Origin of the sequence: Pseudomonas sp. Nvir (assembly GCF_963778085.1) — a bacterium.
GTDB lineage: Bacteria > Pseudomonadota > Gammaproteobacteria > Pseudomonadales > Pseudomonadaceae > Aquipseudomonas > Aquipseudomonas juntendi.
Map to the genome: position 1 here is coordinate 1,537,163 of NZ_OY970405.1, position 23,007 is coordinate 1,560,169.

The window sequence follows — 23,007 nt, forward strand, 5'->3', positions numbered from 1 at the left end:
GTCATGCGCTATCGAGAATGGCCCGCGAGGCTACACGAAACCATTCAGGCCGCTTCCGAGCGGCCTTTTTTATGGGGCGAATTTGACTGCTGCCTGTTCGTGTCGGACTGCTCAATGGCTATTTGCGGCGTTGATCCGGCGAAGGAGTACCGCGGGCGATACAAGACGGAGATCGGCGCCAAGCGCGTCATTGCAGCGCGTCATGGCTCGCTTGAGGCCGTACTGGATGCTCACTTCATGCGGGTGCCCGTTGAGTTCGTGCAGCGCGGCGACATCGTCGCTTTTGAGAACGAGCAGGGCAAATGCGTGGCGGTGTATTGGTCAGATCGCTATTGGGCGGCAACCGACATAGGCGCGGCCAGCGTGGACTGCAACCCACTGGCGGCATGGAGAGTTGAATAGTGAGCAAATCTATCAAGTCGGTTGCCAAGCTGGTAACGGCTCCAATCAAAGCGTTGTACGATCCCGTTGGCGCGATCAAGGACGTGTTCGGCGGCGTACAGGGCATCTTCGCCGGCCTCACTGGCGCAGCCAAGGTATCAGGCGCCAATAGCTCCGAGCCAAGCTCACAGACCGTTCGGTCGTCCAAGGCTCCGGTTCGCTTCATTCTTGGCCGTGTCAGCACTGGGGGTGTGCTCGCCTGGGTTCAGGAACAGCCTGGTGATCAGACCAGTGGTGAGTGGCTGCATATTGTCTACGTACTGTCCGAAGGCGCCATTGCGGGTGTCGATGAGATCTACGTGGATGAGCGACCCCTGTCTGAGTTGGGGGAGAATGCCACTTCTGAGGTGATCATTGACCCGACCCAGGCAAACGCGTTCCTCCTGGCCAACTGCCCAGACTGGCGCCAAGAGCAGATCGGCCGCGGCCTATCGTTTGTTCGCCTGTCGTTCAAGTATGACGCAGAGAAATTTCCATCCGGCATTCCTGATGTGCGCTTCGTGGTCCGCGGGCGCAGTGATGTGTATGACCCGCGCAACGGCGCCTTGGGATACTCGGCCAACACGGCGCTGCTGATTCTCTGGTACCTGCGCAACCGCTGCGCGATTCCTGATGACGAGATCATCTTTGAATCTTTCGCCAGTGCGGCCAACGTATGCGATGAAACTGTTATCGGGCCAGATAACACGGGCACCCGCAGGTATTTCGCCGGCGCGGTCATTGGTGCCGATGAAAAGCGAAATACCGTTCTGGATAACCTTTTGTCGGCCTGCGCCGGGACACTGATCCGCGTTGGCGGCCGTTGGTCGCTGCAGGTGGGCGCCTACTATGGCCCGGCTGACTTCACCATCAACGAAGACATGGTCATCGGCACCGTTGAGGGCACGACCGAGGTCAGCAACAGCGACGCCATCAACACCATGCGTGGGACGTTTATTGATCCCGCGCAGGCCTGGGCAGAGACCGACTATCCAGAGGTCGCAATTCAGGACTGGATCGCTAGCGATGGTGGCGAGCTCGCTGAGTCGCAGTCGTTTGCCTACGTGACGGACGCCTACCTGGCTCAGCGGCTCGCTAACATCAGCCTTCGGCGGCGGCGCTCGGGTGGCTCTTTGGCCGTGCCGCTGAACTTCAATGGTTACAATTGCCGCCCGGGGCGTGCAGTCAAAGTCGATCTGCCGTCGCTGAATATCCTGGGCGAGTTCATAGTCACCGATTGGACCATGGGCGCCGCTGATGCCTGCAAAGTCACCCTCAAGCCCTATGAGCAAGCGATTTTTGATGATGCTGTGGGCCAACCCTATGACCCGTTAGGGTTCATCAACCTGCCGGTTGGCGGCCTGGCTGCAGTCACTGGCTTGGCCTGGGCCCCCAGCGGTGTGGCCGAGGTAGTCCAAGGCGTGCTGAGCTGGACGCCACCGATACAGACCGTGCTCAGCTACACCGTGACGATTCGCAAGGGCACCGAGGTAGTACAGTCCCTCAAGATTGGCGGTGAAGCCTCGAGTTGCAACATCAATGGCCTCACCTCTGGCGTTTACGCCATGAGTGTTGTTGCCTTTGGCCCTGGCACCCGATCTGGCGAGGCAAGCATCAGCGTTAACGTGGGTGGCCCTCCCGTTCCGGAGAGCTGTGCTGTGTTTGCGTCGGTCGATACCATCACGCTGGTACCGGCCAACCTGCAAAACAGCCTTAATGGCGGCACCTATGAGTACTTCTATGCCACCAACCCTTCGGCGCCTATTGCGGACGCTGTGTACTTGGGACAGGGCCTGACCTTTACCCACACTGGGCTGGCATTCGCCCGGGAGTACTTCTACTACGTGCGGGCCGCGAACGCGTATGGAAAAAGTGATTTCCTGTTCGTGCCTGCTGCGACATCCAGCGATCCAACCCAGATGCTGGATGTCATTGCAGGCCAGATCACCGAAAGCGAACTGGGTAAACAGCTCACCAGTCGCATCGACCTGATAGACATGAACGGGCCTGGGTCGGTCAACGATCGAATAGGAACGGCCAAGACCGAGCTGGCCCAGCAGATCAGTGAGGTGAACAACGCCCTCAACACCACCAAAGGCAATTTGCAGCAGCAGATCACCGCTGTGAGCACTGATGTGTCGGCTGCCAAGGCCGACCTGCAGCAGCAGATCGCCAACGTCTCGGCCTTGGCCGGCTCGTTGCCGTACCGGAAAGACAAGGCCTACAGCGTCGGGCAAAGCGCCCTGGGCAGTGATGGCAAGTTGTACCAGGCCCTAAAAGCGGTACCGCTGAACACGCCACCGCCGAACGCCACCTACTGGACCGATGTTGGCCAGGCGGTGGTGACTGCCAACGGCATGGCCGCGCGCGTCCAGACCATGGAAACAAAAGTCGAAACCCTGGAGGGCGCCACCTCAGCCCAGGCCCAGCAGATCTCGGGCCTGCAGTCGAGCCTTACCACCACCAACGGCAACGTGTCGGCTGCCCAGCAGGCTGCGCAGGATGCGGCCACGCTCGCGGGCGGGAAGGGCAAGGTCATTGTTCAGTCGGCCGCGCCTGCCGTCGCCGACCGTCTGGCTCAGAACCTTTGGATCGACACCACCAGCAATGCCAACACGCCGAAGAGGTGGAGTGGCACCGCCTGGGTCGCTGTTACTGACAAGGTTGCAACCGATGCTGCCGCAGCTGCCGCCGGCGCATTGGCCTTGGCCCAGACTAAGGCCGACGCCACGGTAGTCAGCAGCCTGACCACCCGGGTCAGCGATGCCGAGGGCAAGCTCACGTCGCAAGCCACCCGCATGGACGGCATGCAGACCAGCATCGACGGCAAGGCCAGCTCGCAGGCGCTGCAGCAGGTCACCACCCGGGTGGCGGCTACCGAAGACAAGGACAAGGCGCAGGATCAGCAGCTTTTGTCGCAGAGCCAAGCCCTGACTTCGTTGACCGATAGTGTGAGCAAGAAGGCGGATGCTTCGGCTGTCCAGTCCCTGGGTAACCGAGTGGAGGCTGCTGAAGGGGCACTGAGCAGCCAGAGCACTGATATCACGCAGCTGAAAAACAGCGTAGGCGCTGCCCAGCCATTCGTTGCTGGCCGTGCCTGGGAGTTCACCGGTTCGACAAGGGGTTGGGTGGCGACCGCGACAAACGGGACGATTACTGCGGGCCCGCTGTTTGCTACCGTGACTGCAAACCCGAACCTTCAGTGCAATTTCACCCCAGTCGTTGCAGGCGCAGAGAACCCTTATCTGCGGATCAGGCTACGGCGGCGTAATACCAGCCGGGCGGGTGCCCAGATGTACTGGGCCAACGAAGACGGCGGATTGGCCGAGGCAAGGCGCTTTGGGTGGTTCATCAGCGCCACAACCACGGATTGGCAGGACATCGAGCTTGACCTGTCCGGCCATGCCGGGTGGAACGGCAAGAAAATTTACGCCATCCGCCTGGACATGATGAACTCCGGTGATACAAGCGGCGAGATCGATATCGCTTATATCGCCGTTGGTAGGCGTTCCGCCTCGGCCTCGGCAGAAGCCGTTTCCACTCTGAACAACGCGGTTACCGAAGCAGAAGGAAAGCTATCCAGCCAGAGCCAGTCGATCGTAAATCTGCAGGGTGGGCTCAATGCCACCAACGGTAATGTGTCAGCTGCGCAGAAGGCTGCCCAAGACGCATACAGCCTCGCTGACGCCAAGGGCAAGGTGATCGTCCAAAACTCAACACCTTCAGCCATCAACCAGCAGATCCAGAACCTTTGGATTGATACCACAGGTGGCGGGAACACACCCAAACGGTGGAATGGCTCCGCATGGCAGGCAGTTTCGGACAAGGTAGCCACGGATGCCGCAGCAGCAGCGGCCAATGCCCTGAGCCAAGTAGCGACAAAGGCTGATGCCTCTACCGTTCAGAGCCTCACGAATAAGGTAGAGCAACAGGGCACAGCCATCACCGCCGCTGGCGAGGCGATCACTGGCATTAATGCATCGCTCGGCCAGGTTGGCGGCGAGAACCTACTGCCTAACCCTTCGTTTGAGGTAGAGGGGCCAACTGCCGGCCTTGCTGATGGCTGGCGTATTGGCTCCTCGCTGTCTGCACCCAATCGGCTCCTGTCGTTGGTGCCGTCAACCTTGGACCCTCGCGGTAAGGCGCAGCGTGTCGATGCCAAAGGGCTGTCCGGCTCCGCGTATGTGGATGTTGCGCTACCGAACGCAAGCTGGGTGTCCATGGCGCCAGGGCAGGTACTGACAGTGTCGGCGTATGTCCGGGGCACCCAGGATCTGGTCAGCGAGATATACCTGCAATACAAGAACAGTGGTGGGGCCACGGTAGGGACGCATGGACCGCTCCGAACCATTCTGAGCGACGCATGGAACCGACCAGTCTTCACTGGCGCTGCCGCTCCAGCGGGGACGATCGGGGCAGACCTTCTTTTACGCGTCAGAGGTCCTTTGGGTGGTACCGCCAGTGACGGCTACTACGAGATTGATCGCGCCCAAGCTGAACTATCCACGGTAGTGAGTGCCTGGAAGGACAACGCCAAGAACGCTCAAAGCGCAGCGCAAGCAAACGCTGCAGCGATCAACAGCGTATCGGGTCGTGTCTCCAGCACGGAGGAGGGGCTGACGTCAGTCAGTGGTCGGCTAACTCAACTGGACAATTCGATCGGAGACGTTGGCGGAGAGAATCTGCTCTACAACCCGGCTTTCACCAAATTGGGAGCAGCTACGGGGAACAATCCTGATGGATGGGTGCCGGAAGGGACGGCGACCTATACGCCCTCAATGGTCAGCTCCTGGCTTAACGCTGCAGAAAATGCATATCGGTGCACCACCACCGGCGTTGGCACAACAGCTTCGGGCAACCCTTACACGTCGCTGGTCACAGCAAGTGAACGGGCTCCTGCAGTTGCCCCAGGTCAGACGGTGACGTCGTCGATCTATGCAAGAAAGACCTCCGATTCAGGCGATTTGGGATTGAGGATCTTCCATCAGTGGGCAAACGCCGCCGGAGCCGTAATCTCTGCTCCGGCCTCGCTGGTTGTGCCCGTATCGGTGTCCGGCGATCGCGTGTCGTTCACATCGATTGCTCCTGCTGGCGCCGCCAAGGTTCGGGTGTTTTACCGGGCCCACGCTGCAAGCGGGAGTAGTGCTGCTGGTACTTTCGAGGTTGCCAGGCCACAGGTCGAATACGGTTCGCGGCCGACTGGCTGGCGAGACAACGGGCAGGTCAACAGCACCACCATCGGCGCCGTTTCTACGGCAGTCGACGGCCTGACATCCAGCGTGAGCCAGCAGGGCAAAGACATCACCTCTGTGTCCGGCAGAACGACCAGCCTTGAGAACAGCGTCAACAACGGTTCCACTGGCCTGGCCAGTAAGGCGTCGACCGCTGCGCTGACCAGCGTGGCCAACCGCGTCGCTGCTACGGAAAGCGGACTGACTGCGCAATCCACGAGCATCACCAACCTGGAGGCGAAGATTGGCACCGCTCTGCCATTCGTGGCTGGGCAGACTTGGGAGTTCGTTAACTCGGTCGAGGGATGGATAGCCAATACGTCTGGAGCAACCCTGACCGCTGGCCCTCAGTACGCAACTGTCGCCAAGTTCACGACCATTCAGGCAACCAACACCTTCCCCGTCATAGACGGAGCCGCGAACCCTCTTGTGAGGATCAGGCTGCGCCGGCGCAACACCGGCCGGACCAGTGCGGCTATGTACTGGGCCAATGAGGATGGGGGCCTTGCCGAGGCCCGGCGGTTCAATTGGCCTATCAGCACCTCTAACGGGGACTGGCAGGACATTGAGTTCGACCTTTCCGGCCACGCAGGCTGGAACGGGAAGAAGATCTGGGCCATCCGCCTGGACATGTACAACTCAGGTGATGCCAATGGCGAGGTGGACATTGCCTACATCGCAGCCGGTCGGCGGTCGGTGGCTGCTTCGGGTAGGGCGTTTGATTCGCTCAGTGTCAACGTATCCCAGCAGGGCGACAAGCTGGCGGCTGAAACACAGAGGATAAATGGACTGCTGTCCTCTGTCGGAGATGCCAACGCCGCGATTCAGAACGAAGCCAAGGCCCGAAGCGATGCTGATGGAGCACTCAGTCAGCAAATTCAGAGCACCCAATCGTCTTTGGGGGCCACCAATGCTTCGGTACAGCAGATCAGTACCGCGCAGACCGGATTGAATAATCGGGTCAACGCTCAGTTCTCGATCAAGGTTGCAGTTACGCAAAGCGGAGTTTATGCGCTCGGTGGGATTGGAGTAGGCATTCAGAACCAGAATGGGGTGCTGCAGTCGGTCGTGGCCGTCTTGGCGGACCAGTTCGCGGTAATCAACGCCGCCGGCAATGGTTACGTCAGCCCGTTTGCGATTCAAGGCGGCCAGGTGTTTATGAATGATGCCTTCATTCGTGATGGCAGCATCATCAACGCCAAGATCGCCAACGGTGCGATTACGTCCGCGAAGATCGGGGTGGCGGAAATCGACACGCTGCGAATTCGTGGTAACGCTGTCACTGTGCCGGTATCGGCAAGCAGCCCCGGGAATGTGCTGGGTGCGGGGGTAGGCCAATGGCAAAACCTAGTCGCTGTCGGCGTTCAGATGGACGAGGGCGGTTTCATCACGGCCCAGTACAGCTGCTACCAAGGGTTTGGCAGTGGTATCCGTAAGTACCAATTCCAGATGGATATCAACGGCTTGGTGATCGCGGAAGGTGGCGGCGACTGGGCGGATGGTTTCCCTAACCTGATGGGATCAATCGGCGTTGGCCCGGGTTTTTTCGTCGTCACTGTGAAGTGGTGGGGGGAGAACACGGGGGTCGGCGTGAAAAATCATAACCTCTTTGCGATGGGAACCAAACGATGAGCAACACTGGACACTTCGCAGCCTATGAGCCTGACGGCCGGATCGTATTTGCCGTCAGCTGCCCGCCCGAGTACGGGAAGCAGATCATCAGACTCAACACCGACCGGCCTTTCATCCAGGTGGCCACACCGGCAAGGCCGGCCGATCACTTCGTGATGGGGCAAATGCTCAAGGAGCGTCCCCAGATGGGGGCGGTTCTCCAAGGGCTCTGGTTGAAGGGGGTGCACGAAGGTGCCGCCGTCAACATCGAGAGCGAAACCTACACCGCTGACGGCAGTGACATCGAGCTGGGATTTTCGGCGCCGGGTATCTACACCGTCACGGTCACCCTTTGGCCATACCGCGATCAGGAGTTCACCGTTGAAAATTCAGCATAAGAGCGACCACACCAAGCGCCGTGCGGCCGAGTACCCGCCGGTGGAGGAGCAACTGGACATGCTGTGGCACGCGATGAATCAAGGGCATATGCCCAAGGCTGAGCCGTTCTTCTCGACCCTGCAGCAGATCAAGCAGCAACACCCCAAGGCTTGAATCCAAGCCGACTACCCAATGCCCGCCATCGAGCGGGCTTCTTTTGCCTGGAGATTTACCCATGCCATTTGTCGCCATCAACCTGAGCAATGACTACGAAGTTGCCAACAAAACTCGCTACGCCACCCAGGAGGAGGCCGACGCCCGAGCCCGCGAGATTCTGACCCAGTTCCCGGCCGCCCAGGTCTGTGTCGCCCAAGTGCTGAAGGACTACACCGCCAAGGTCTCCATCAGCGCGAAAGATCCGGCAGAACCAGCACCAGGGCCTGAGGCGTCTGCTGCCTGACGGCGTTCGCAACCACCCAATGCCCGCCAAGCGCGGGCTTTTTTTCGCTTGGAGAAACCATGGCCAGACTCACCGAACCCCAGGCCGGAGGCGCGAATGTGCTCCGGTTTCTGGATCTGATCGCTTTTTCCGAAGGCACCTCGACCGTAAAAGCCAGCGATGACGGCTACAACGTGCTGTACGGTGGCGGCCTGTTCCAGGGGTACGCCGACCACCCAAGGCGCAAGCTGACATTCCCCATCAACGGCAAACCGGTCACCAGCACCGCTGCCGGCCGGTACCAGCTGCTCGAGCGTTACTGGGATGCGTACCGGGTCAGCCTGCGCCTGTCTGGCGGCTTCACCCCTGAGAATCAGGATCGCGTAGCCCTGCAGCAGATCCGCGAGCGCCGCGCCCTCGACGATGTCAAAGCCGGCCGCATTCAGGAGGCGATCGCCAAGTGCTCGAACATCTGGGCCAGCTTCCCGGGCAACAGCTATGGGCAAAACCCGCACCGCCTGGACAAGCTGCTCGGGCGCTGGGTGGAGCTCGGCGGAGCGCTGGCATGAACTGGCCGGTGCGGCTGGGCCTATTGGCCCTGGTGCTGGCTTCATATTGGGGCATATACCAGCATGGCCGGTCGGTGGAGCGCAGTCAGGCGCTTGCCACATCGGCGCAGCGTGATAGCGGCGATCGGCTGGCCGAGACGTTGGGACAGCGCGATGCCCGCGCGGAAGAACAACGACGCGCCCAGGCGCAGGAGGAGGCGAGAGCCCGTGCACACGAACAACACCAAGTGGCTGACACTGGGGCTGCTGGCGCCGATGTTGCTGGCCAGCGGCTGCAGCACGACGTCGCTCAGCTCGCAGCCTCCGTCAGTTGCCCCGGCCCGGATACCGGTGCTATCGCCCGAGGCAAGGCAGCCACCCGCGCCGCCATGGTGCTCTCCGACCTGCTCACACGGGCTGATGCTCGAGCGGGAGAATTGGCGAAAGCTTATGACCAAGCCCGAATAGCGGGGCTCGCATGCGAAGCATCCTATAATGCGCTGATCAAGTGATCGGAGCAGGGCAGTGGACAAGCGCACCTTCATCGGCATGGTCGAGGCCGGCGAGCCGCTGATTCAGCAGGCCATCGACGCAATGCGCGAGTATCACCAGGCCAAGGATTGCGGCGCGCCGGCCGAGGAGGTCGAGCGGCTGCGGCTGCTGGCGGAATCTTTGTTCCAGGCGGTATCCGACTATCAACTGCGCGTGGTGGCCACGGCCCGGGGCAAAGACCTGCCCCGTCTTCACTGATATCAGACTGATTGCGGTAAGAGACCTTTCAAGCCTTCTCCCAACTGAGCCCACAGAGAAGGCGGTGCTCCGGTAGCTATTGACACGCCATCGGCTACTGCACCCAAGGTCGAAAAGACCTTGTATCCGAGATCCGCGTCCAACGATTTTTTGAAGTTCGAGTCAGTAAACATATGGCCAGCTACGATCTCAATTGACTCCAGTACCGGTACGACTCCAGTGAAGCGGTAATTGTCAAGTGCTGATTCCACTTTTCTAAGTGACTTGACAAGGTATTCTTTAACTTTGATTTCAACGTCGCTGCTTATAACTTCTTTGATCAAGTTGGAGATAGCCTGCTGGAAATCGAGAATAACCAGGCTGTCAATTTCAGGAGGCGAATCTATAGCGAGCATTTGATTCATGACCTGTAGGAAATCGTTCGAGGCGCTGCTATATCTCGATGTGAAAGTCGAGATGTGGCTAGTTAACACCTGCTCTTGCATGGCCTTCGTGAACGTCCGGTGCCACGTGGTGGTCTGGGATTTCAGGGGAGGGTATCGATCATTCATAAGCTCAACGGCTTCGGTTGTGACCGCGATGAATTGACCAAGCCCAATCAGCAGGGGGCCTTCATCATTCCCCTTGATTCCCAATGCTTCACGCCATGCCTTCTTCGTCTCAGTTGTGTTAGGCATCGCTTCGATTGCTTTCAGTACGCGAAATGCGCGAGCGGCTGGATTATCTGTAGTCATCTGTTCATCCATGGGGTAAATCAGTAAACGCTGGGGTAGCGGTGAGTAGAGCTACGACGCTGGTTTGGAGAGGCCAAATGCTATCAGAAGCTGTGGGGGAATCTTGGGGGAATCGATCCCCCGAATGTTGTGGAATGCTGTTGCGTCACCTTGCGTCGAAGTTTCTGATTTATTTAGATTTTATGAAAATACCTCAAAAGAATATGAGGCCAAAAACGGATTCGAAATCCGTTGTACTGGCAACAGTACCTAGGGTTCAAATCCCTATCTCTCCGCCATTTTACGTGAAGCCCCGCAGATCAAGGTCTGCGGGGCTTTTTCGTTTTCGGATTGTACGTAGCAATTGTACGTAGTTTATCTTGGCCAAAGCGCACCTCAAGGCGGGATTTCAGGTGCGCTAATGAGCGGATCGGTTTGTTGAAGTGGTTACTTGCAGGGATAGGCCGTCTGGAACGATTTGAGGATGAGAATCGAGTTTTCCAGGTGAAGGAACTTGGGGTGATCTTTCAGGTACTGAACAACGATTCTTACCCCTTGTCCGTACTGAATGCCAGGGCGCGGGATGCAAACCTTGAACTCGGCAGGAAGGTCCTCCGCGAAAGCACCGACCATATCCATTACTCCGCTCACCTGACCTAGGCAGTAGCCAGCACCGAATCCGACGTTGTTGGAATCTAAGCCATCCAGGGCTCGTACTGCTGCCTGGCATTGTGTGAGCAGCTGATTCCCATCAGCCATAGCATTTCCGCTTATAAAAGTTCCTGTGAGTGCCAGAACAGTTGCCCATTTTCTCATTTCTTAGTCCGTATAGTTTATGCGACGATGCTACAGGCAGCCTAGCTAGCTCGCTACCCTGGATAGCTGAATTTCGTGCAGTGGGAGAGATACGGTGGATGTTCGTCGCATACATAAGACAGCTATCAAGCATATCCATATTCATAACGACATTTCCAATACAGCAAACCATCTGCGTAAGCGGGTCGAGGAAATGGAGGCTACGGGAAACCGCGAGGGGATTTTGCTGGATGTCACTGCGTGTCTGGTGATGCTCGCGTTTGCCTCTGAGTCTCGGATTAACTTTATCGGCGCTAAGAAAGTGGAAAACTGGGATGAGTGGAAGCCGTTTCACATCAAGGTGAACATGGTTTTCAAGGAGTTGGGTATCAAGCCCGACCGCTCACAGCGCCCTTACTCGGCTATCAAGCGGCTGCAAGAATTTCGCAATATTATCGCTCACGGCAAGCCTAGCGTCGTCTTGGTAGACGAGGTAGTCGAAGTTGGTCCTGAGGAGCGATACGACGATGTAGACCTAGGCGCTGATTGGGAAAAGTGTCTGAGCACGGACTTTATGCGGCAATGCTCAGACGACATTGACCAGATATGGAAGCTGTTGCTTGAGGTGGCGGGGATCGAGCTTCACGAAGCCCTCACGCACGGTTCGTATAGTTTCGACCTGATTGAAGTGCTTCCTCGTGCTTAGGTTCGTAATCGTTCAATTGCTGAGGTAATCCCATCGGCGTTTGTGTCCAGGGCCTGCAAAGCCACCATTGAATTGTCGTAGACGTTCACAGAGCCACGTTGGCGTATCCAAGTGCTCAGTTCCTCGATAGCAGCTCGGAGGGCTGGCTGGTTCATTATCAGCAGTTCGAGGGCATTAGCGGTTGCAGCGGCTTTGTCGTCCATATCAGGGATTCCCTTATCCTGGTGGTGATGCACGAGCCAGGGAGCTTACAGGATGGTATGACTAGCTGGCAGGGGACTGAGTCCAAATATGGGCTGAGTCGTCTGGCAGCGTTTTTCCAAAACCAGGATTTTCTAAAAATTTTTCCGGCACCTTGCCCTGAGGTAACTAGCCACCCGAACAGCTGGCCAAACTATCACGGCGGGGATTGGGGGAATCGGTGAAAACTGGCCAACTGGCGCGCGGTGCTAAGAGCCATTCCCGTGCCAACTCACTGCCACCGGTTATCTTTACAAAGTATCTGAGGCGAAGAAAAGCCCCGCCATGGAGGGGCTACTTACGAGCTTGCAGGGGCATTGGTGGCCTTGTTCAGTTCCAGTCCCAGCCGCTGCATCACGCGCATCACTGCCGTTGGAGACCATTGACCGCCGCGTGCAGTGCTGATGTTGCGAGCAGTAAGGCAATTGGCCACGGCCTGTAAGCTACTTGCCCCCTTGAGGATGCAGTTCTCAATAACGTCTTTGACCGCATCTGCTCGATGGTCTGCCTGCTGCCGCTGGGTAGCGTGGCCCTTGACCCTGTTCAACTTGCTACGACCCTTTCGTAGCTTGTCCTCACGGTTGGCGATGCTATGCAAGGCGTCAACGTCACCTGCTTCTGCTCGTGCATCGAGCGACTTCAATGCGGCCTTGGTGCGTTCGCTGATAAAGGTCCGCTCTTGCTCTGCCAGCACAGCGTAGATGTGTAACTCAACCGTCGAGGCGTTGGGCATGGTCGCCACCTTGAACGTGCTGCGTTTCATCAAGCCAGCAATGTGCTCAACATCCCGGCTCAGCCGGTCGAGCTTGGCCACGATTACCGGCAGATTGTGGGCGAACGCTGCGGCCCCTGCCGGACGCCCAAGCGGGTGGATGGAGCCAGAGACGCCAGAGTCAGTGTACTCAGCCACAATCGTCCACCCCTGCTTCTCGGCAGCGATATGCACGTACTCCCGCTGGGCTTCGATACCGAGGCCAGATTCCCCCTGGCCCTTGGTGCTAACGCGATAGTAGGCGACGACTTCCATGGTGGCGATCCCTTGCGGATGGCTGATGCAGTGACTTTACAACTGTTACAACGACCGATCAACCGATGTAATGACTTTTTCACAGGCGAAAAAATGCCCCGCCATCGAGCGGGGCAGTGTCACGTTAAGTCGGCGGGTAGGAAAATCCTGCCGGGGGGTTGGGGCAAGTTGCTATGTACCAGGCAGCAGGGGCCTGTAACGGAAATCCTACTGATTTAGTAGGATTTTTCATCAAGGAAGCGACCTGCTTAGTGCCGCTGCCAGCAATCCCTTGGAAATAGGGACTTGTAGCCGTGTAAGGGTGTGAAAAGGGTAAAACTCCCCACACAAGTTGGCTAGTTATTGCCTAGTTATGCGGTAGTTATTCTGGAGTTATCTGGCATCCATTAGTTCAGGCAGCAGCCTACGTTGGACACAGCGCACCGTGTTCAGCTTTTTCAAAAAGTCGTGATTTTAATTAGCCGACAGCGGATTAGCTGCCGAAAGAATTTGTCAAGCGCCTGTCAGGCAAGTTTTAGCTTCGTTCTGGCTCAGGGCTTGTTGAATGCTATCAACGGAGCCAATCCAGCCGGTTTTCCCATTCTTGAGTTCAAACCCGAAGCGTTTGCCAAAAGCGCTTGAGTTCTCGTTTGCTGCCTCGATAGCAATGTACTTGTAACCAATTTCTGGTGCGAGCTTCACAAGCCAATTCAACAAGCTACGACCATGGCCTTGGCGTTGTTCTACAAAGTAGAGTCGTGCAATGACAAGTGTCTCCCGAGGCCAGCCAACTCTCAGACTTGGGAAAAGCCGGAAGTAAAGATCATAGTCGTAATCGGGGTGATCGGCTTTCACGGTTGAGCCTAAGCCGAGATGCAGATAGCGGTTCACCTTGGACTTTTTTAGTCCAAACTGCTCCTGAAGAAAGCCGGAAAGTTTCCGCTTTAGGTGGGTACATCCTGCATCGGCATATTCTTGCCATTCGTCTTCGTCGGCACTTAGATCGGGCTTCGAGAGTATCACTACCATGCTCCTGGTGGGTTGGTCTTATTCCAGGCTAGCCAGCTGATCGTGATCCTGTCAAGCGTTTCTGTGATAAATTTTTTTCGCTGCACGGTTAATACATAAGTTGATTACAGCAGAACTCATACACTAACTAACATTTTCTCTTACACTAACATGGAGCTTGCCTTTCTTATTGAGTGTCCGCTGTTTCTAAGTTCTCCAAAAAGTCGACAACTAGTGCGCTCTGGTGATTTAAGAAACCCAAGGGATTTCTAAGTATTTTCCATATTGGAATCTATTACACTTAGCCTAGTTTTCTCAAAGCCCCGTCACATCAACTGTCATAGTTGTTGGTGGTGATGCAAGTAGGGGGTTCCAGGGGCACGGTCACCAGTGCTGCCCCACGGACGGCTAGCGATGGCAGTCAGGCCACCACCGCCAGAGTTGGGGCCAACGCGAACACAGTACGACATCAATATGTCCCACGGGATGCCAGCCTGCGAAGCTCCACGCCATTGTTTCGGGTAGCCCTGTTTGAACGATTCCTACGCAACCATCGGCAATGGCTCTGCTACCACTGGCGAGAACTGCAACCACTGCGGGAATCGCTTGAAAGCGATGTTCGACCATTTGCAAGGCCGATTGCGATAATCCTGGCGGGCGCTTTCGACGGCCTTATCAAGGTTTACCAGCATTGCATCCTGAGCGTCGAGAATCTGCGTCTCGGTGCACATACCCGCGTCCAGTAGCGCCTGCCAGGTTGGCTCAAATGTGGCGTACAGGTTGTCAATGTAGCCTAACCAGTTTGATCCACTGGCCTCCCAACTCCACTGATCGGGGGCGGTGACTGCTGGGACCAGGTTTTGCACAACGAGCCGTTTCATCACCCGATTCCGGATGTAGTCAAGGTCGATTTCCAGCCCCTGTAACGCCATCTGAGCCGTTGCGATGATTCCAGGCTTCAACTCCCTTCCCTTCGAGTCGTATACCCCGTTAATCAGCGTTCCCAGGTCATCAGTCAGAACCTGTGGGGGAGTACGCCAAGGGCGATCATGGTGCAGGTACAGCAGGGGCGACCATGTAGCGCTACCCGTCTTGAGGAAACGACTTCGAGCCGTGCCCTGATTATGGTTGATCTGGACGAGGTAGATACCCAGCAGCCGCACCAGCTTCAACATTTCTTTGCAGTTGTTCCGGTGTTGCCCATCCGGCAGCAGATCGGAGAAACGGGCAAGTTCATCGTGGAGTACGCCTAGCTCCGAATCTGTTGGGCACCTGCTGTAATCAGCGGCTTTGACGCTAGTCCGCCCTTGCTGAATGGCGTCCAGGGCTTGCAGCGCTTCCAGGTCTAGCGACGAAAGCTCGGCCAGCGTGTAGCGGCGGTCTAGTGGCTCGGATAGATCGTCGTCCTGATTCTTGAATACCTTCCTGGCCATACGTAGCCGCATTGTGCGTTGCGGGATATGCTCCAGTTCATCAAGGAAGGTATCCAATTCGGGGCCAAGAAAGTCAGCAAGTTTCTGTAGCACCCGATCCAGCGACATATCATCAGTGATGTTCCACTTTCGTTCACGGGCAGATGCTGGAATCGAAGCGCCAGCCCAGGTGCTAACCGGTTTGTTGCCCTGCTTCTGATTCAGCCACGCAGTACCGGTAAATGTGTTTTGCCATGTAGTTAGCCCTGTGCTGCCATCACGGCCTACTAGGGGTTGGACGTGGCAGAGTTGGAACAGGTCTTTACCGTGGCCACCATTTACCCAACCGTAACGTTGCTTGCGATACACGAACTGGTTGTAGAGTCTGCGAAGTCCATCCGCATCGTTACCCTGATATGTCTGTACTGTCCCCGCCCGCTTGGCCTGGTCAAGTAACCAGTAACCGAAAGGACATTCCAGTAAGCGCTGCTTACGCCGTTCAATCTTCTTTTCCTTGGCGCTCAGGGTTGGTGCTTTTTGCTTTCGCTCCGCTGCCTTCGCACAGGCGCTGCTGCATGTGGCTCGACCACCGGGCCTACGTTTGAACATTGCCCCGCAGTGGGTGCAGGGGTACTCAAGTTGGTTGTTGCTGTTCTTGGCTGCTGCCATCGGCGTCCGCTCTTACTGGGATCGAGTTGTTAAAGGTGGCCAGGGTGATAAGCACGTTCAGGCCGTGGGTTGGGTTGGAAATGCCACGCGAGGCCATGAAGGCAAGCAGGCGTGCACTGGCGGTTTCGTTGAGTGAAATGCGCATGTGAAATCTTCCGAAATGTTGAGTTTTAAAATGGGTAAAGCCGCGTGGCACTAGGGATGCAGCCAGAAATCGCGACAAATCCGTACCTACCTCGTGCCGACCTTTTCGCCGTTCTGCGGGCAGCAGAAGCCCGATGAAATCAGCGGCCTAACTGGCTTGATTGGCGGGGGGATTGGCTGGGGTAGGTGAAGCCGGTGGCTCAGGACGAGCCGGGGAAGGGGCGATGGTACGACACTTTTCCAGGGCGTCAAGGGGACGGCTAGCCCGCCCGTACCTGCTCGTCTGCCTGCACCGAGGCGACAAGGCATCGCATAGCCCATTCGATGTATTCCCGCACAGGCTTCCGGTGCTTGCGTGCCTGGCGGCTCAGTTCGGCAAACTCGGCAGGGGTGAACGTGATTCGCAGCCCCTGGCGGTGTTCGTACTCGTTGCTCACGCTGCTGCACCTTGCTCGGTTGCCGCTGGGGTTGCATAGGCACGTAGCAAGTCGGCTAGGGCGCTCGCTTCCTCGTCGGCTTGTTGCACTGCCCTGGCTGCTGCTGCCTCTGCGGCTGCTGCGGCTTCTTCTCGGCGGCGCTTAGCGAAGATGGTAATTTCCATCTGGCGTGCTGTTTCGGCAACGTTTCGCTCGTAACGATCTTTCTCGTAGTTTGCAGTTACGGTTTTGGTCAAGTTGGCAAGTTCCGCTTTGATGACCTTCTCTGGCTTCCGCAAGATGACTTTCAGGTACAGGGCTTGCGAGATGGCTTTAACAATCGTGTAACCTTGCTTCCACTCATCTTGGAGTTCGATTAGGGCAAGTTCCAACGGTTTATGGCGCACCCAATCTACATGAGCGGCCATCCCCTTGTAATGAAGTCCCTCGGAGCGACCATTATAAAGGGAGGTTTCTTTGTCTAGCAGGATTTGAAGTTCGGCCTTGTCGTGCTTGAAGAATTCAACGACTGTTGTGCCGTAAGTGTATGTGTCGGTCATTACTGCTTCCATTAGTATGCGTTCTTGCGGACTTTCTTGAAGCCCTTCAAGAATTCGGTTGTGCTCGTGAACTTGGTGCTTTTCTGCTTCTGGGCTTCGGCCTTGCTGGAAGCCCCGGAATTGCGTTGTGGCGCGTTTTTGTTGGGGGCTGTGGCTGTGATTGCACTTGCTTTCTGCGTTGCAGATACGCGCTCCCTGAATGCGAGAAGGTCACTTAGTTGGGCGACTGTCCCTACCGGGAAGATGTAATCTTCAAGGGCAGAGAGATATGTGAGTTCAGCCATTGTGGCTTGCACGTAATCTACGTGGCTGGATTTCGTTTCTGGTAGTTCGTTGAAGTAGGACAAGATTGCGCCGTCCCCCTTGCGTACTTCTAGGTAAATCGTTTCCGACATTATGCGGCTTCCTGTTGTTTATGTTGTTCTTTCTGTGCTTCCTGGGCTAGAAATTCTTGCTCCAGTTCAGCCTGGGTTGCTTTGTTGTTCTGTTTCCAGACACGCGACTGGCAAGTGCTGCCGCAGAATCGGGTAAGTTGGCTGCGTGAGTAGTGCGTTCTACCGCAACCTTCGCAGGTGTTTCGTCGTAGTGGGCGCTGGGCCATAATTAATTCCTAAATGAATGATGATTTATCGTAGATAAAAGAATGCCCGTTACTCAACTAAGAGTTTAAGGCGAAGGGTTTTTAAGGTTTTGATGCAGTTGCACTTACGTTGGCAGTGCAGATTACCCTTGCGGGTGAAATGGTGGCCAGTTGCGTTGCAGTCCTGGCCGGACTTATCTTGAAGTTAAGGACATGAGACTTAACTAACCGATGCAACTTTCCCTATGAAACTTACAGTCATTGCCTGGACTGATGAACAGGATGCGACACGCACCAGCAATGCCATGCCAGTAACTCTGCCAGTGCGTATATACAGTTCGGGGATATTGCGAAGGGGCGAGAAAGATTTCTTGAAAGAGCGTATACAATAACACGGAACTTAATTCTGTCAAGCGAAATTCAGTAAGTAATGCAAGCTTTTTTGTTGCGATGCTTGTTTGTAGAGAGTGTGCCCCGCAACAATCGAAAGTTGTGGGGCGGGGTAAGCGGTATTGGTTGGGCTACTGCACAGGCAGGGTAGGGATTTTAGAAATGGCCGTAAGTTTCTGTGCGGCGCTGGCGCCCTGGCTATAAATGTCGAACGTTACTGTGCCCGTTTCGTGGCCAACTAGCTCTGCGATAAGATGGCCAGAAACTTCCGCCCGCTGTAGTTGGGTGACGACTGTCTTACGGATGCTGTGGAAAACCTGCCGCTTCCCGAATCCTAATGACGTCTTGAGCCTGCCAAACGCCTTGCTATGCAAGTCCGACCGAATGCCGTACTTGTTGCGGGAGGTAGAGGGCACAAGGTAATCGTCCGATGATTCGGCCATCAGGCGCTGCACTAGGTCAGTCAGGGCGGGGTGAACCGGCACAACACGGATACCTGCTACGGTTTTACTATCAGTGATATCAAAGCTGAGGATGCCATCGACCTCAATGACGTGCTCGGCACGTAGCTGGCACAGTTCTTCGATCCTGGCTCCGGTGTACGTGCCCAGCAGAATTAGGTCAGCAAGCGTGTTGTGCCCACCCGCACTGGCGGCTGAATGCAGCTTGGTAAGGTCGGAAAGCGAGAAGTCTACACGTTGGGCATCCGCCTTCGCCTTCCCCCTGGCCTGGGGCAGTTCGTGATGGTCAAACGGGTTAACGGCACCCTTGAAGTCTTCCCGCCACTGGGCATCGTACTTCATCGCCCACTTCCAGAAAGTGGTTCCGGCGTTGATGTACTGTGCCTTCGTCTTAGCAGTGACATTCAGTGAATCAAGCCAGGCCGTCACGCAGTCGAAGTCCAGGGGCTTACCCGTCTCCGCGAGAAATGCGGACAACTTTTGGAGCTTGGATTCTTGTTGATCGACATTTTTCGCGGAGATGTTCTTTTCTTCACGGGCAGTGCGGAATGCGGCTAGCCGGAGCTTGGTGATTGGCGACTTGGGCTTGTAACTGGTGGGGGTTGCATAAATCGCTGCCGCTTCACTCATCTCGGGTGAGGTGAGATTGTAGGTGTACGCCGCCATCTGCGTGCTAATAGAGCGGGTTAGGTTTGCGGCTCGTTGCACCGCTTCGACCATGGTTGGTGCGGGAGGCGCGTTGAAAGAGGCTCTGATTTGCTCTGCTATACCTGGCGGACCATCCTGCTCCCAAGCAAAAGCATCCTGTACCAAGGCTTCCTGCTCACGCTCCAATTGCTCAAGGTTGGCCTCAAGTAAGTTCAAGTCAGTGATCCGCTCACGAGGTTTTTCCTTGAGGGACGCCAGTAGGCGAGCGTCAACTAGCTGATCGAGGGCGTAACTTCGTGCAGCAAGTTCGGGGCGCCAGTTCTCCTTGAGGGCCTTGGCCTGGGCACGGGCCTCCGAGATTTGCGCCTTCCACAAAGCAAGATATGGTAAGCGGCGATTCATCGCCTCGGATCGCAGCCCGGTCTCCAGGGACTTCGACATAATCCTCCTGCCGCCGAACGCCTTGCGGGCATCTGCGGGTATGGAAAGGCGAACGTGCCAGGTGCTGCCTTGTAGTTCGAGGTGGTCTGCCATGGCAGCGGTTCCGGTTGGGATTGTACGTAGAAATTGTACGTAAAAAAGGCCGGAAAGCCAATGTTTTCAACGTTTTCAGGGGCTTGAGATGATTAGTGTCGAGTCCCTATCTCTCCGCCATACGCGAAGTAGCCGAAGCCCCCGAAAACGTTGAAGTTTTCGGGGGCTTCGTCGTTTTGGTGGTTTGGATCAGGGCAGCCATAGGCAAAATGGTTCTGTGATGTTGTCGGTGGGCAGTGTTTTTATTGCCCTGGAATCGTGTTTGCCGGGCTGACCCCTTCGCGGGCACGCCCGCTCCCACAGGGGACGGTCCTGCCGACGCTGAGGGCCGCAACATTTTGTCTTGAACTGCCGATAGCACCTTGGGCTACAATGCGGCCCTCTACTACACCACTCACGCCCAGGCCAAACGCCGTAATGATTACGCGCGCTGGGCGATGACTTTTTCTGACATGGATTCGTTGGATGCTTCGCGCCGTACTGGTCTTCCTTTTTGCCCCGCGCCGGGCGGCTGAATTGCCGCTCGCGACCAGTGCCGCGCCCCCTCTCAAATCCCCGCACACCTTCGCCTGCCGCCGCCTGCCATTGGCTGCGGTACGCGGCTGTGCGCCCCATCGACAATGGAGTGCTCCACTTGCGTAAGAAATTCGTCGCGTCCCTTCTGGCGGTCGCCATCGCTTCTACCACGGCCTGTGCACAGCTCGGGATCAGCAAAGAGCAAGCGGGCACGGTGATCGGTGGCCTGGCTGGCGTTGCCATCGGTTCGACCTTGGGCAGTGGCAACGGCAAGATTGCCGCCGCGCTGATCGCGGGCGGGATTGGCGCCTACGTCGGCAACCGCATCGGCAACATGCTCGATGAGAAGGACCAGCAGGCCCTGGCGCTGCGCACCCAGGAAGTACTGAGCCAGCAGCAGGCTACGGCCAGCGCCCAGCCCGTGACCTGGAAGTCCGACCACTCTGGGGCCAGCGCGCAGATCGTGCCAGGCAAGGAATACACCAAGACCAAGCAGGTCGAGGTCAAGCGCGCGCCCAAGATCCAGGCCGTGCCGTCGATGAAGCTGATCAACGAACCGTATGTGACCACCAGCGACAACCTGAACGTACGCGCCGCGCCGAACGCCTCTGGCGAGAAGGTCGGCAGCCTGAAGAACCACACCGAGTTCACCGCAGTGGGCGCCACCGGCGACTGGATCCTGGTCGGGCGCAAGGGGGTGACCGTGGGCTATGTGCACAAGGACTACGTGGAGCCCAAGGCGCAGGCCGTGGCCAAGCGCGTGACCCCGGCGGTAAACCTGGACGAGCTGGACGTTGCCGCCAGCAAGGAAACCCAAGCCTTCGACCTGGACTCGCTGCAGTCGCTGCCCACCCAGACCGTTGCCGCCGAAGCGGCCTGCCGCCCAGTCACCGTCAGCCTGAAGGCGCAAAACGGCAAGACCGAACAAGAGCAGAACACCTTCTGCAAACAAGCCAACGGCACCTGGGAACTGATCTGAGGACTCCATGAAAAAGCACGCGCTCGCGCTGGCTGTGATCGGCGCTTGTGGTCTGGTACCGCAAGCGTTCGCTCATGAGCTGGCCTATTCCAAGAAAGACAACATCAAGGTCGAAGTGCCTGGCGATGCCAGTACCTGGTGCAAACCCCAGGTCGACCTGACCATCAGCCGCCCAGCCTGGGATAACCAGGAGCTGCTGACGGGCCTGCTGAGCAAGCTGCCGTTCGTGTTTGCCAAGGACTGCTCGACCGCCAAGGTGAGTTGGAAGGCAGTCGATGGCAACGGCAAGCTGTACGCCAGCGGCTCGGGCAATGCCAGCAACCTGGGGCTGGTGACACTGGCTGCCGCACCTGCCGTTGCCGCCCCGGCGCCTGCTGCACCGGAACCGGTACCGGAACCGGCAGCGGAGCAGGCACCTGCCCCGGCACCTGCCACGGCAGCGGCCCCGGCAGCCGCCGAACCCGTCCCCGCGCCGGCACAACCAGCACCGGCGCCCGCCGTAGCGGCAGAACCAGCGCCTGCTGCGCCCGCCCAAGCCCCTGCTGCACCACCCGCGGCGGCCCCAGCCCCAGCAGTGGCCGCAGCCCCCAGCTCGGATTTTGGCCGCCCGGTGGTCCTGGCAAACCCCAACCTGATGCAGGTAACCGACGGCGCCGGCTGCAAATGGGTGCTGAGCAAGTCGATCATCGGCGCAGGCGACACCCTGTCGTTCGGCACCACCCCGGCCATGCCGTGCCCGGCCTCCGGCTTTGGCCAAGGCAGCTTCGACAGAATCAGCTGGAAAGCGGTGGGTACCTATCGTGGCGATAACTGGGACAAGGTCTATGCCCACCCCAGTGGCCTGATCTTCACCAAGCGCCTGGAGGCCGCAGTGAAGGACAAGGCGGTTTCCTACCTGACTGCCGACGCAGACCAGGCCGCATTCCTGGTGGGTGAGATCCCCGGCCGGCAGATGAAGGTGTACCTGACCTTCAGCCGTTCCAGCTATGGCGTATTGCGCCCGTTCGGCAGCGACCCGTACTACGTGGCGGTCACCCCGGACGAATCATTTGCCCTGGACCCGGCCAAGTACAAGGAGGCCGCGCTGGAGATCTTCGACCTGGTCAAGACCGCCTCGCCGTCCACCACCGATGTGGCCACCCTGTTGATCGTCAAGGACATCTCGGCCATCACCAACAGCCTTTGGGGCAATGACGCGCAGAAGATCACCCGCAACCGCATCGGCATCAACCGCCAAGGCCTGTTCTTCGATGTGCGCGACGGTGCCAACTGGGCGGTACAGCGTGAGCAGCAACGCCAGCGCGAGCTGCGCCAGCGCCAGCAGGAACTGGCGCGCGTGCACACCCGAGTGCTGGAGCGCTACCAACAGTTGCAGGACGGCATGAGCGAGTTCAAGGGGCGTGAAACCGAGGCACTGGCGCAGATGGCCGGCATCAAGGTGCGCTTCGCGTCGCCACTGGAGCAGCAGAACCCGGCTACCTCGGCCACTGTGGCGACGATGATGGTGCATGTAACCGGCAAGCAGGGCGACTTCTACAGCATCGACTTCCCGAGCAAAGGCCGCCTGGTCGCGGACGAGGAATACGGCGAGGGCTGGTACGTAACCCAAGTGGCCAACGCCACGCCGTACTACCCGCTGGACGACGGCCGCGCGGTGCCCACCTACCGCGCCTACAGCGCCGGCGAGCCAGAGGCCTGCAAGCAGGAACACTGTGCCGACCGCGTATCGTTCGGTGCCGTACTGGCCAAGGAATTCCCCAACGCCGGCATCGATTTCAGCTGGACCCCCGAGGTCTCCCAACAGTACGTGAACGACTGGAACAACGCTTCCGCCATGGTCCAGTGAGGCAAAC

The 23,007-nt window shown here is 57.6% G+C and carries 22 protein-coding genes; 11 read left to right on the forward strand and 11 right to left on the reverse strand.

Features of this window, described 5'->3' with window-relative positions; genetic code table 11:
- Window positions 1–3: 3 nt before the first annotated feature.
- The 8 genes from AACG97_RS07490 (at window position 4) to AACG97_RS07525 (ending at window position 9,377) form a co-directional block, all read left to right on the forward strand.
- On the forward strand, window positions 4–402 hold the full coding sequence (locus AACG97_RS07490) for a DUF6950 family protein (protein WP_070086310.1): 399 nt from the start codon (window positions 4–6) through the stop codon (window positions 400–402).
- Window positions 402–7,283, forward strand: coding sequence for a phage tail protein (locus tag AACG97_RS07495; RefSeq protein WP_313317401.1), 6,882 nt, complete (start codon window positions 402–404; stop codon window positions 7,281–7,283). Before AACG97_RS07490 ends, AACG97_RS07495 begins: the two co-directional genes overlap by 1 nt.
- Window positions 7,280–7,660, forward strand: a complete 381-nt coding sequence (locus tag AACG97_RS07500) for a hypothetical protein (RefSeq protein WP_009681809.1) — start codon at window positions 7,280–7,282, stop codon at window positions 7,658–7,660. The genes AACG97_RS07495 and AACG97_RS07500 overlap by 4 nt, the downstream gene beginning before the upstream one ends.
- Window positions 7,644–7,814 carry a hypothetical protein gene (locus AACG97_RS07505; RefSeq protein WP_009681808.1) on the forward strand — a complete coding sequence of 57 codons (171 nt, stop codon included), beginning with the start codon at window positions 7,644–7,646 and terminating at the stop codon, window positions 7,812–7,814. Before AACG97_RS07500 ends, AACG97_RS07505 begins: the two co-directional genes overlap by 17 nt.
- 61 nt (window positions 7,815–7,875) lie before the next feature.
- On the forward strand, window positions 7,876–8,100 hold the full coding sequence (locus AACG97_RS07510; RefSeq protein WP_064314711.1) for a hypothetical protein: 225 nt from the start codon (window positions 7,876–7,878) through the stop codon (window positions 8,098–8,100).
- Window positions 8,101–8,159: 59 nt separating this feature from the next.
- A complete protein-coding gene (locus AACG97_RS07515) occupies window positions 8,160–8,648 on the forward strand; it encodes a glycoside hydrolase family 24 protein (protein ID WP_064314362.1) in 489 nt (162 codons plus the stop codon).
- Window positions 8,645–9,139, forward strand: a complete 495-nt coding sequence (locus AACG97_RS07520) for a DUF2514 domain-containing protein (RefSeq protein WP_064314710.1) — start codon at window positions 8,645–8,647, stop codon at window positions 9,137–9,139. Before AACG97_RS07515 ends, AACG97_RS07520 begins: the two co-directional genes overlap by 4 nt.
- A gap of 13 nt (window positions 9,140–9,152) precedes the next feature.
- On the forward strand, window positions 9,153–9,377 hold the full coding sequence (locus tag AACG97_RS07525; RefSeq protein WP_064314709.1) for a hypothetical protein: 225 nt from the start codon (window positions 9,153–9,155) through the stop codon (window positions 9,375–9,377).
- Between the two features lie 2 nt (window positions 9,378–9,379).
- Here the strand turns inward: AACG97_RS07525 and AACG97_RS07530 are convergent, their stop codons facing one another.
- Window positions 9,380–10,123 carry a hypothetical protein gene (locus AACG97_RS07530; protein WP_064314708.1) on the reverse strand — a complete coding sequence of 248 codons (744 nt, stop codon included), beginning with the start codon at window positions 10,121–10,123 and terminating at the stop codon, window positions 9,380–9,382.
- A 414-nt stretch (window positions 10,124–10,537) separates the two neighbouring features.
- On the reverse strand, window positions 10,538–10,906 hold the full coding sequence (locus AACG97_RS07535) for a Rap1a/Tai family immunity protein (protein WP_197886018.1): 369 nt from the start codon (window positions 10,904–10,906) through the stop codon (window positions 10,538–10,540).
- Between the two features lie 94 nt (window positions 10,907–11,000).
- On the opposite strand from AACG97_RS07535, the gene AACG97_RS07540 reads away from it, so the two are divergent.
- Window positions 11,001–11,591, forward strand: a complete 591-nt coding sequence (locus tag AACG97_RS07540; RefSeq protein WP_197886019.1) for a hypothetical protein — start codon at window positions 11,001–11,003, stop codon at window positions 11,589–11,591.
- Here the strand turns inward: AACG97_RS07540 and AACG97_RS07545 are convergent.
- The 9 genes from AACG97_RS07545 to AACG97_RS07585 all read right to left on the reverse strand — a co-directional run bounded on the left by AACG97_RS07545 (window position 11,588) and on the right by AACG97_RS07585 (window position 19,659).
- Window positions 11,588–11,794 (reverse strand): hypothetical protein, encoded by a 207-nt coding sequence (locus AACG97_RS07545; protein WP_197886020.1) that lies wholly within the window; start codon window positions 11,792–11,794, stop codon window positions 11,588–11,590. The two genes, AACG97_RS07540 and AACG97_RS07545, sit on opposite strands and share 4 nt — an antisense overlap.
- 335 nt (window positions 11,795–12,129) lie before the next feature.
- Window positions 12,130–12,858 carry a recombinase family protein gene (locus tag AACG97_RS07550; RefSeq protein ID WP_197886021.1) on the reverse strand — a complete coding sequence of 243 codons (729 nt, stop codon included), beginning with the start codon at window positions 12,856–12,858 and terminating at the stop codon, window positions 12,130–12,132.
- Window positions 12,859–13,350: 492 nt separating this feature from the next.
- The gene (locus tag AACG97_RS07555) at window positions 13,351–13,860 is read right to left on the reverse strand and encodes a GNAT family N-acetyltransferase (protein WP_197886022.1); all 510 of its coding nucleotides are present in this window, start codon (window positions 13,858–13,860) and stop codon (window positions 13,351–13,353) included.
- Window positions 13,861–14,387: 527 nt separating this feature from the next.
- Window positions 14,388–15,926, reverse strand: a complete 1,539-nt coding sequence (locus AACG97_RS07560) for a hypothetical protein (RefSeq protein WP_197886023.1) — start codon at window positions 15,924–15,926, stop codon at window positions 14,388–14,390.
- Entirely contained in the window at window positions 15,892–16,071 is a 180-nt protein-coding gene (locus tag AACG97_RS07565) for a hypothetical protein (protein ID WP_197886024.1), read from the reverse strand. Before AACG97_RS07565 ends, AACG97_RS07560 begins: the two co-directional genes overlap by 35 nt.
- Window positions 16,072–16,330: 259 nt before the next feature.
- Entirely contained in the window at window positions 16,331–16,507 is a 177-nt protein-coding gene (locus tag AACG97_RS07570) for a hypothetical protein (protein ID WP_197886025.1), read from the reverse strand.
- On the reverse strand, window positions 16,504–17,046 hold the full coding sequence (locus AACG97_RS07575; protein ID WP_197886026.1) for a hypothetical protein: 543 nt from the start codon (window positions 17,044–17,046) through the stop codon (window positions 16,504–16,506). Before AACG97_RS07575 ends, AACG97_RS07570 begins: the two co-directional genes overlap by 4 nt.
- 11 nt (window positions 17,047–17,057) lie before the next feature.
- Window positions 17,058–17,441, reverse strand: coding sequence for a hypothetical protein (locus AACG97_RS07580; protein ID WP_197886027.1), 384 nt, complete (start codon window positions 17,439–17,441; stop codon window positions 17,058–17,060).
- A 706-nt stretch (window positions 17,442–18,147) separates the two neighbouring features.
- Window positions 18,148–19,659: a site-specific integrase gene (locus tag AACG97_RS07585; protein WP_197886028.1), complete on the reverse strand. Its 1,512-nt coding sequence runs from the start codon at window positions 19,657–19,659 to the stop codon at window positions 18,148–18,150.
- Between the two features lie 634 nt (window positions 19,660–20,293).
- On the opposite strand from AACG97_RS07585, the gene AACG97_RS07590 reads away from it, so the two are divergent.
- On the forward strand, window positions 20,294–21,154 hold the full coding sequence (locus AACG97_RS07590) for an SH3 domain-containing protein (protein ID WP_009681801.1): 861 nt from the start codon (window positions 20,294–20,296) through the stop codon (window positions 21,152–21,154).
- Between the two features lie 7 nt (window positions 21,155–21,161).
- Window positions 21,162–23,000 carry a hypothetical protein gene (locus tag AACG97_RS07595; protein WP_273464893.1) on the forward strand — a complete coding sequence of 613 codons (1,839 nt, stop codon included), beginning with the start codon at window positions 21,162–21,164 and terminating at the stop codon, window positions 22,998–23,000.
- Window positions 23,001–23,007 lie beyond the last annotated feature (7 nt).

Excerpts from the sequence above, each read along its gene's own strand:
- AACG97_RS07490 (WP_070086310.1), top strand. The coding sequence starts at position 4 with ATGCGCTATCGAGAATGGCCCGCGAGGCTACACGAAACCATTCAGGCC.
- AACG97_RS07500 (WP_009681809.1), top strand. The coding sequence starts at position 7,280 with ATGAGCAACACTGGACACTTCGCAGCCTATGAGCCTGACGGCCGGATC.
- AACG97_RS07510 (WP_064314711.1), top strand. The coding sequence starts at position 7,876 with ATGCCATTTGTCGCCATCAACCTGAGCAATGACTACGAAGTTGCCAAC.
- AACG97_RS07515 (WP_064314362.1), top strand. The coding sequence starts at position 8,160 with ATGGCCAGACTCACCGAACCCCAGGCCGGAGGCGCGAATGTGCTCCGG.
- AACG97_RS07520 (WP_064314710.1), top strand. The coding sequence starts at position 8,645 with ATGAACTGGCCGGTGCGGCTGGGCCTATTGGCCCTGGTGCTGGCTTCA.
- AACG97_RS07530 (WP_064314708.1), bottom strand. The coding sequence starts at position 10,123 with ATGGATGAACAGATGACTACAGATAATCCAGCCGCTCGCGCATTTCGC.
- AACG97_RS07535 (WP_197886018.1), bottom strand. The coding sequence starts at position 10,906 with ATGAGAAAATGGGCAACTGTTCTGGCACTCACAGGAACTTTTATAAGC.
- AACG97_RS07545 (WP_197886020.1), bottom strand. The coding sequence starts at position 11,794 with ATGGACGACAAAGCCGCTGCAACCGCTAATGCCCTCGAACTGCTGATA.
- AACG97_RS07550 (WP_197886021.1), bottom strand. The coding sequence starts at position 12,858 with ATGGAAGTCGTCGCCTACTATCGCGTTAGCACCAAGGGCCAGGGGGAA.
- AACG97_RS07560 (WP_197886023.1), bottom strand. The coding sequence starts at position 15,926 with ATGGCAGCAGCCAAGAACAGCAACAACCAACTTGAGTACCCCTGCACC.
- AACG97_RS07565 (WP_197886024.1), bottom strand. The coding sequence starts at position 16,071 with ATGCGCATTTCACTCAACGAAACCGCCAGTGCACGCCTGCTTGCCTTC.
- AACG97_RS07575 (WP_197886026.1), bottom strand. The coding sequence starts at position 17,046 with ATGACCGACACATACACTTACGGCACAACAGTCGTTGAATTCTTCAAG.
- AACG97_RS07580 (WP_197886027.1), bottom strand. The coding sequence starts at position 17,441 with ATGTCGGAAACGATTTACCTAGAAGTACGCAAGGGGGACGGCGCAATC.
- AACG97_RS07585 (WP_197886028.1), bottom strand. The coding sequence starts at position 19,659 with ATGGCAGACCACCTCGAACTACAAGGCAGCACCTGGCACGTTCGCCTT.
- AACG97_RS07595 (WP_273464893.1), top strand. The coding sequence starts at position 21,162 with ATGAAAAAGCACGCGCTCGCGCTGGCTGTGATCGGCGCTTGTGGTCTG.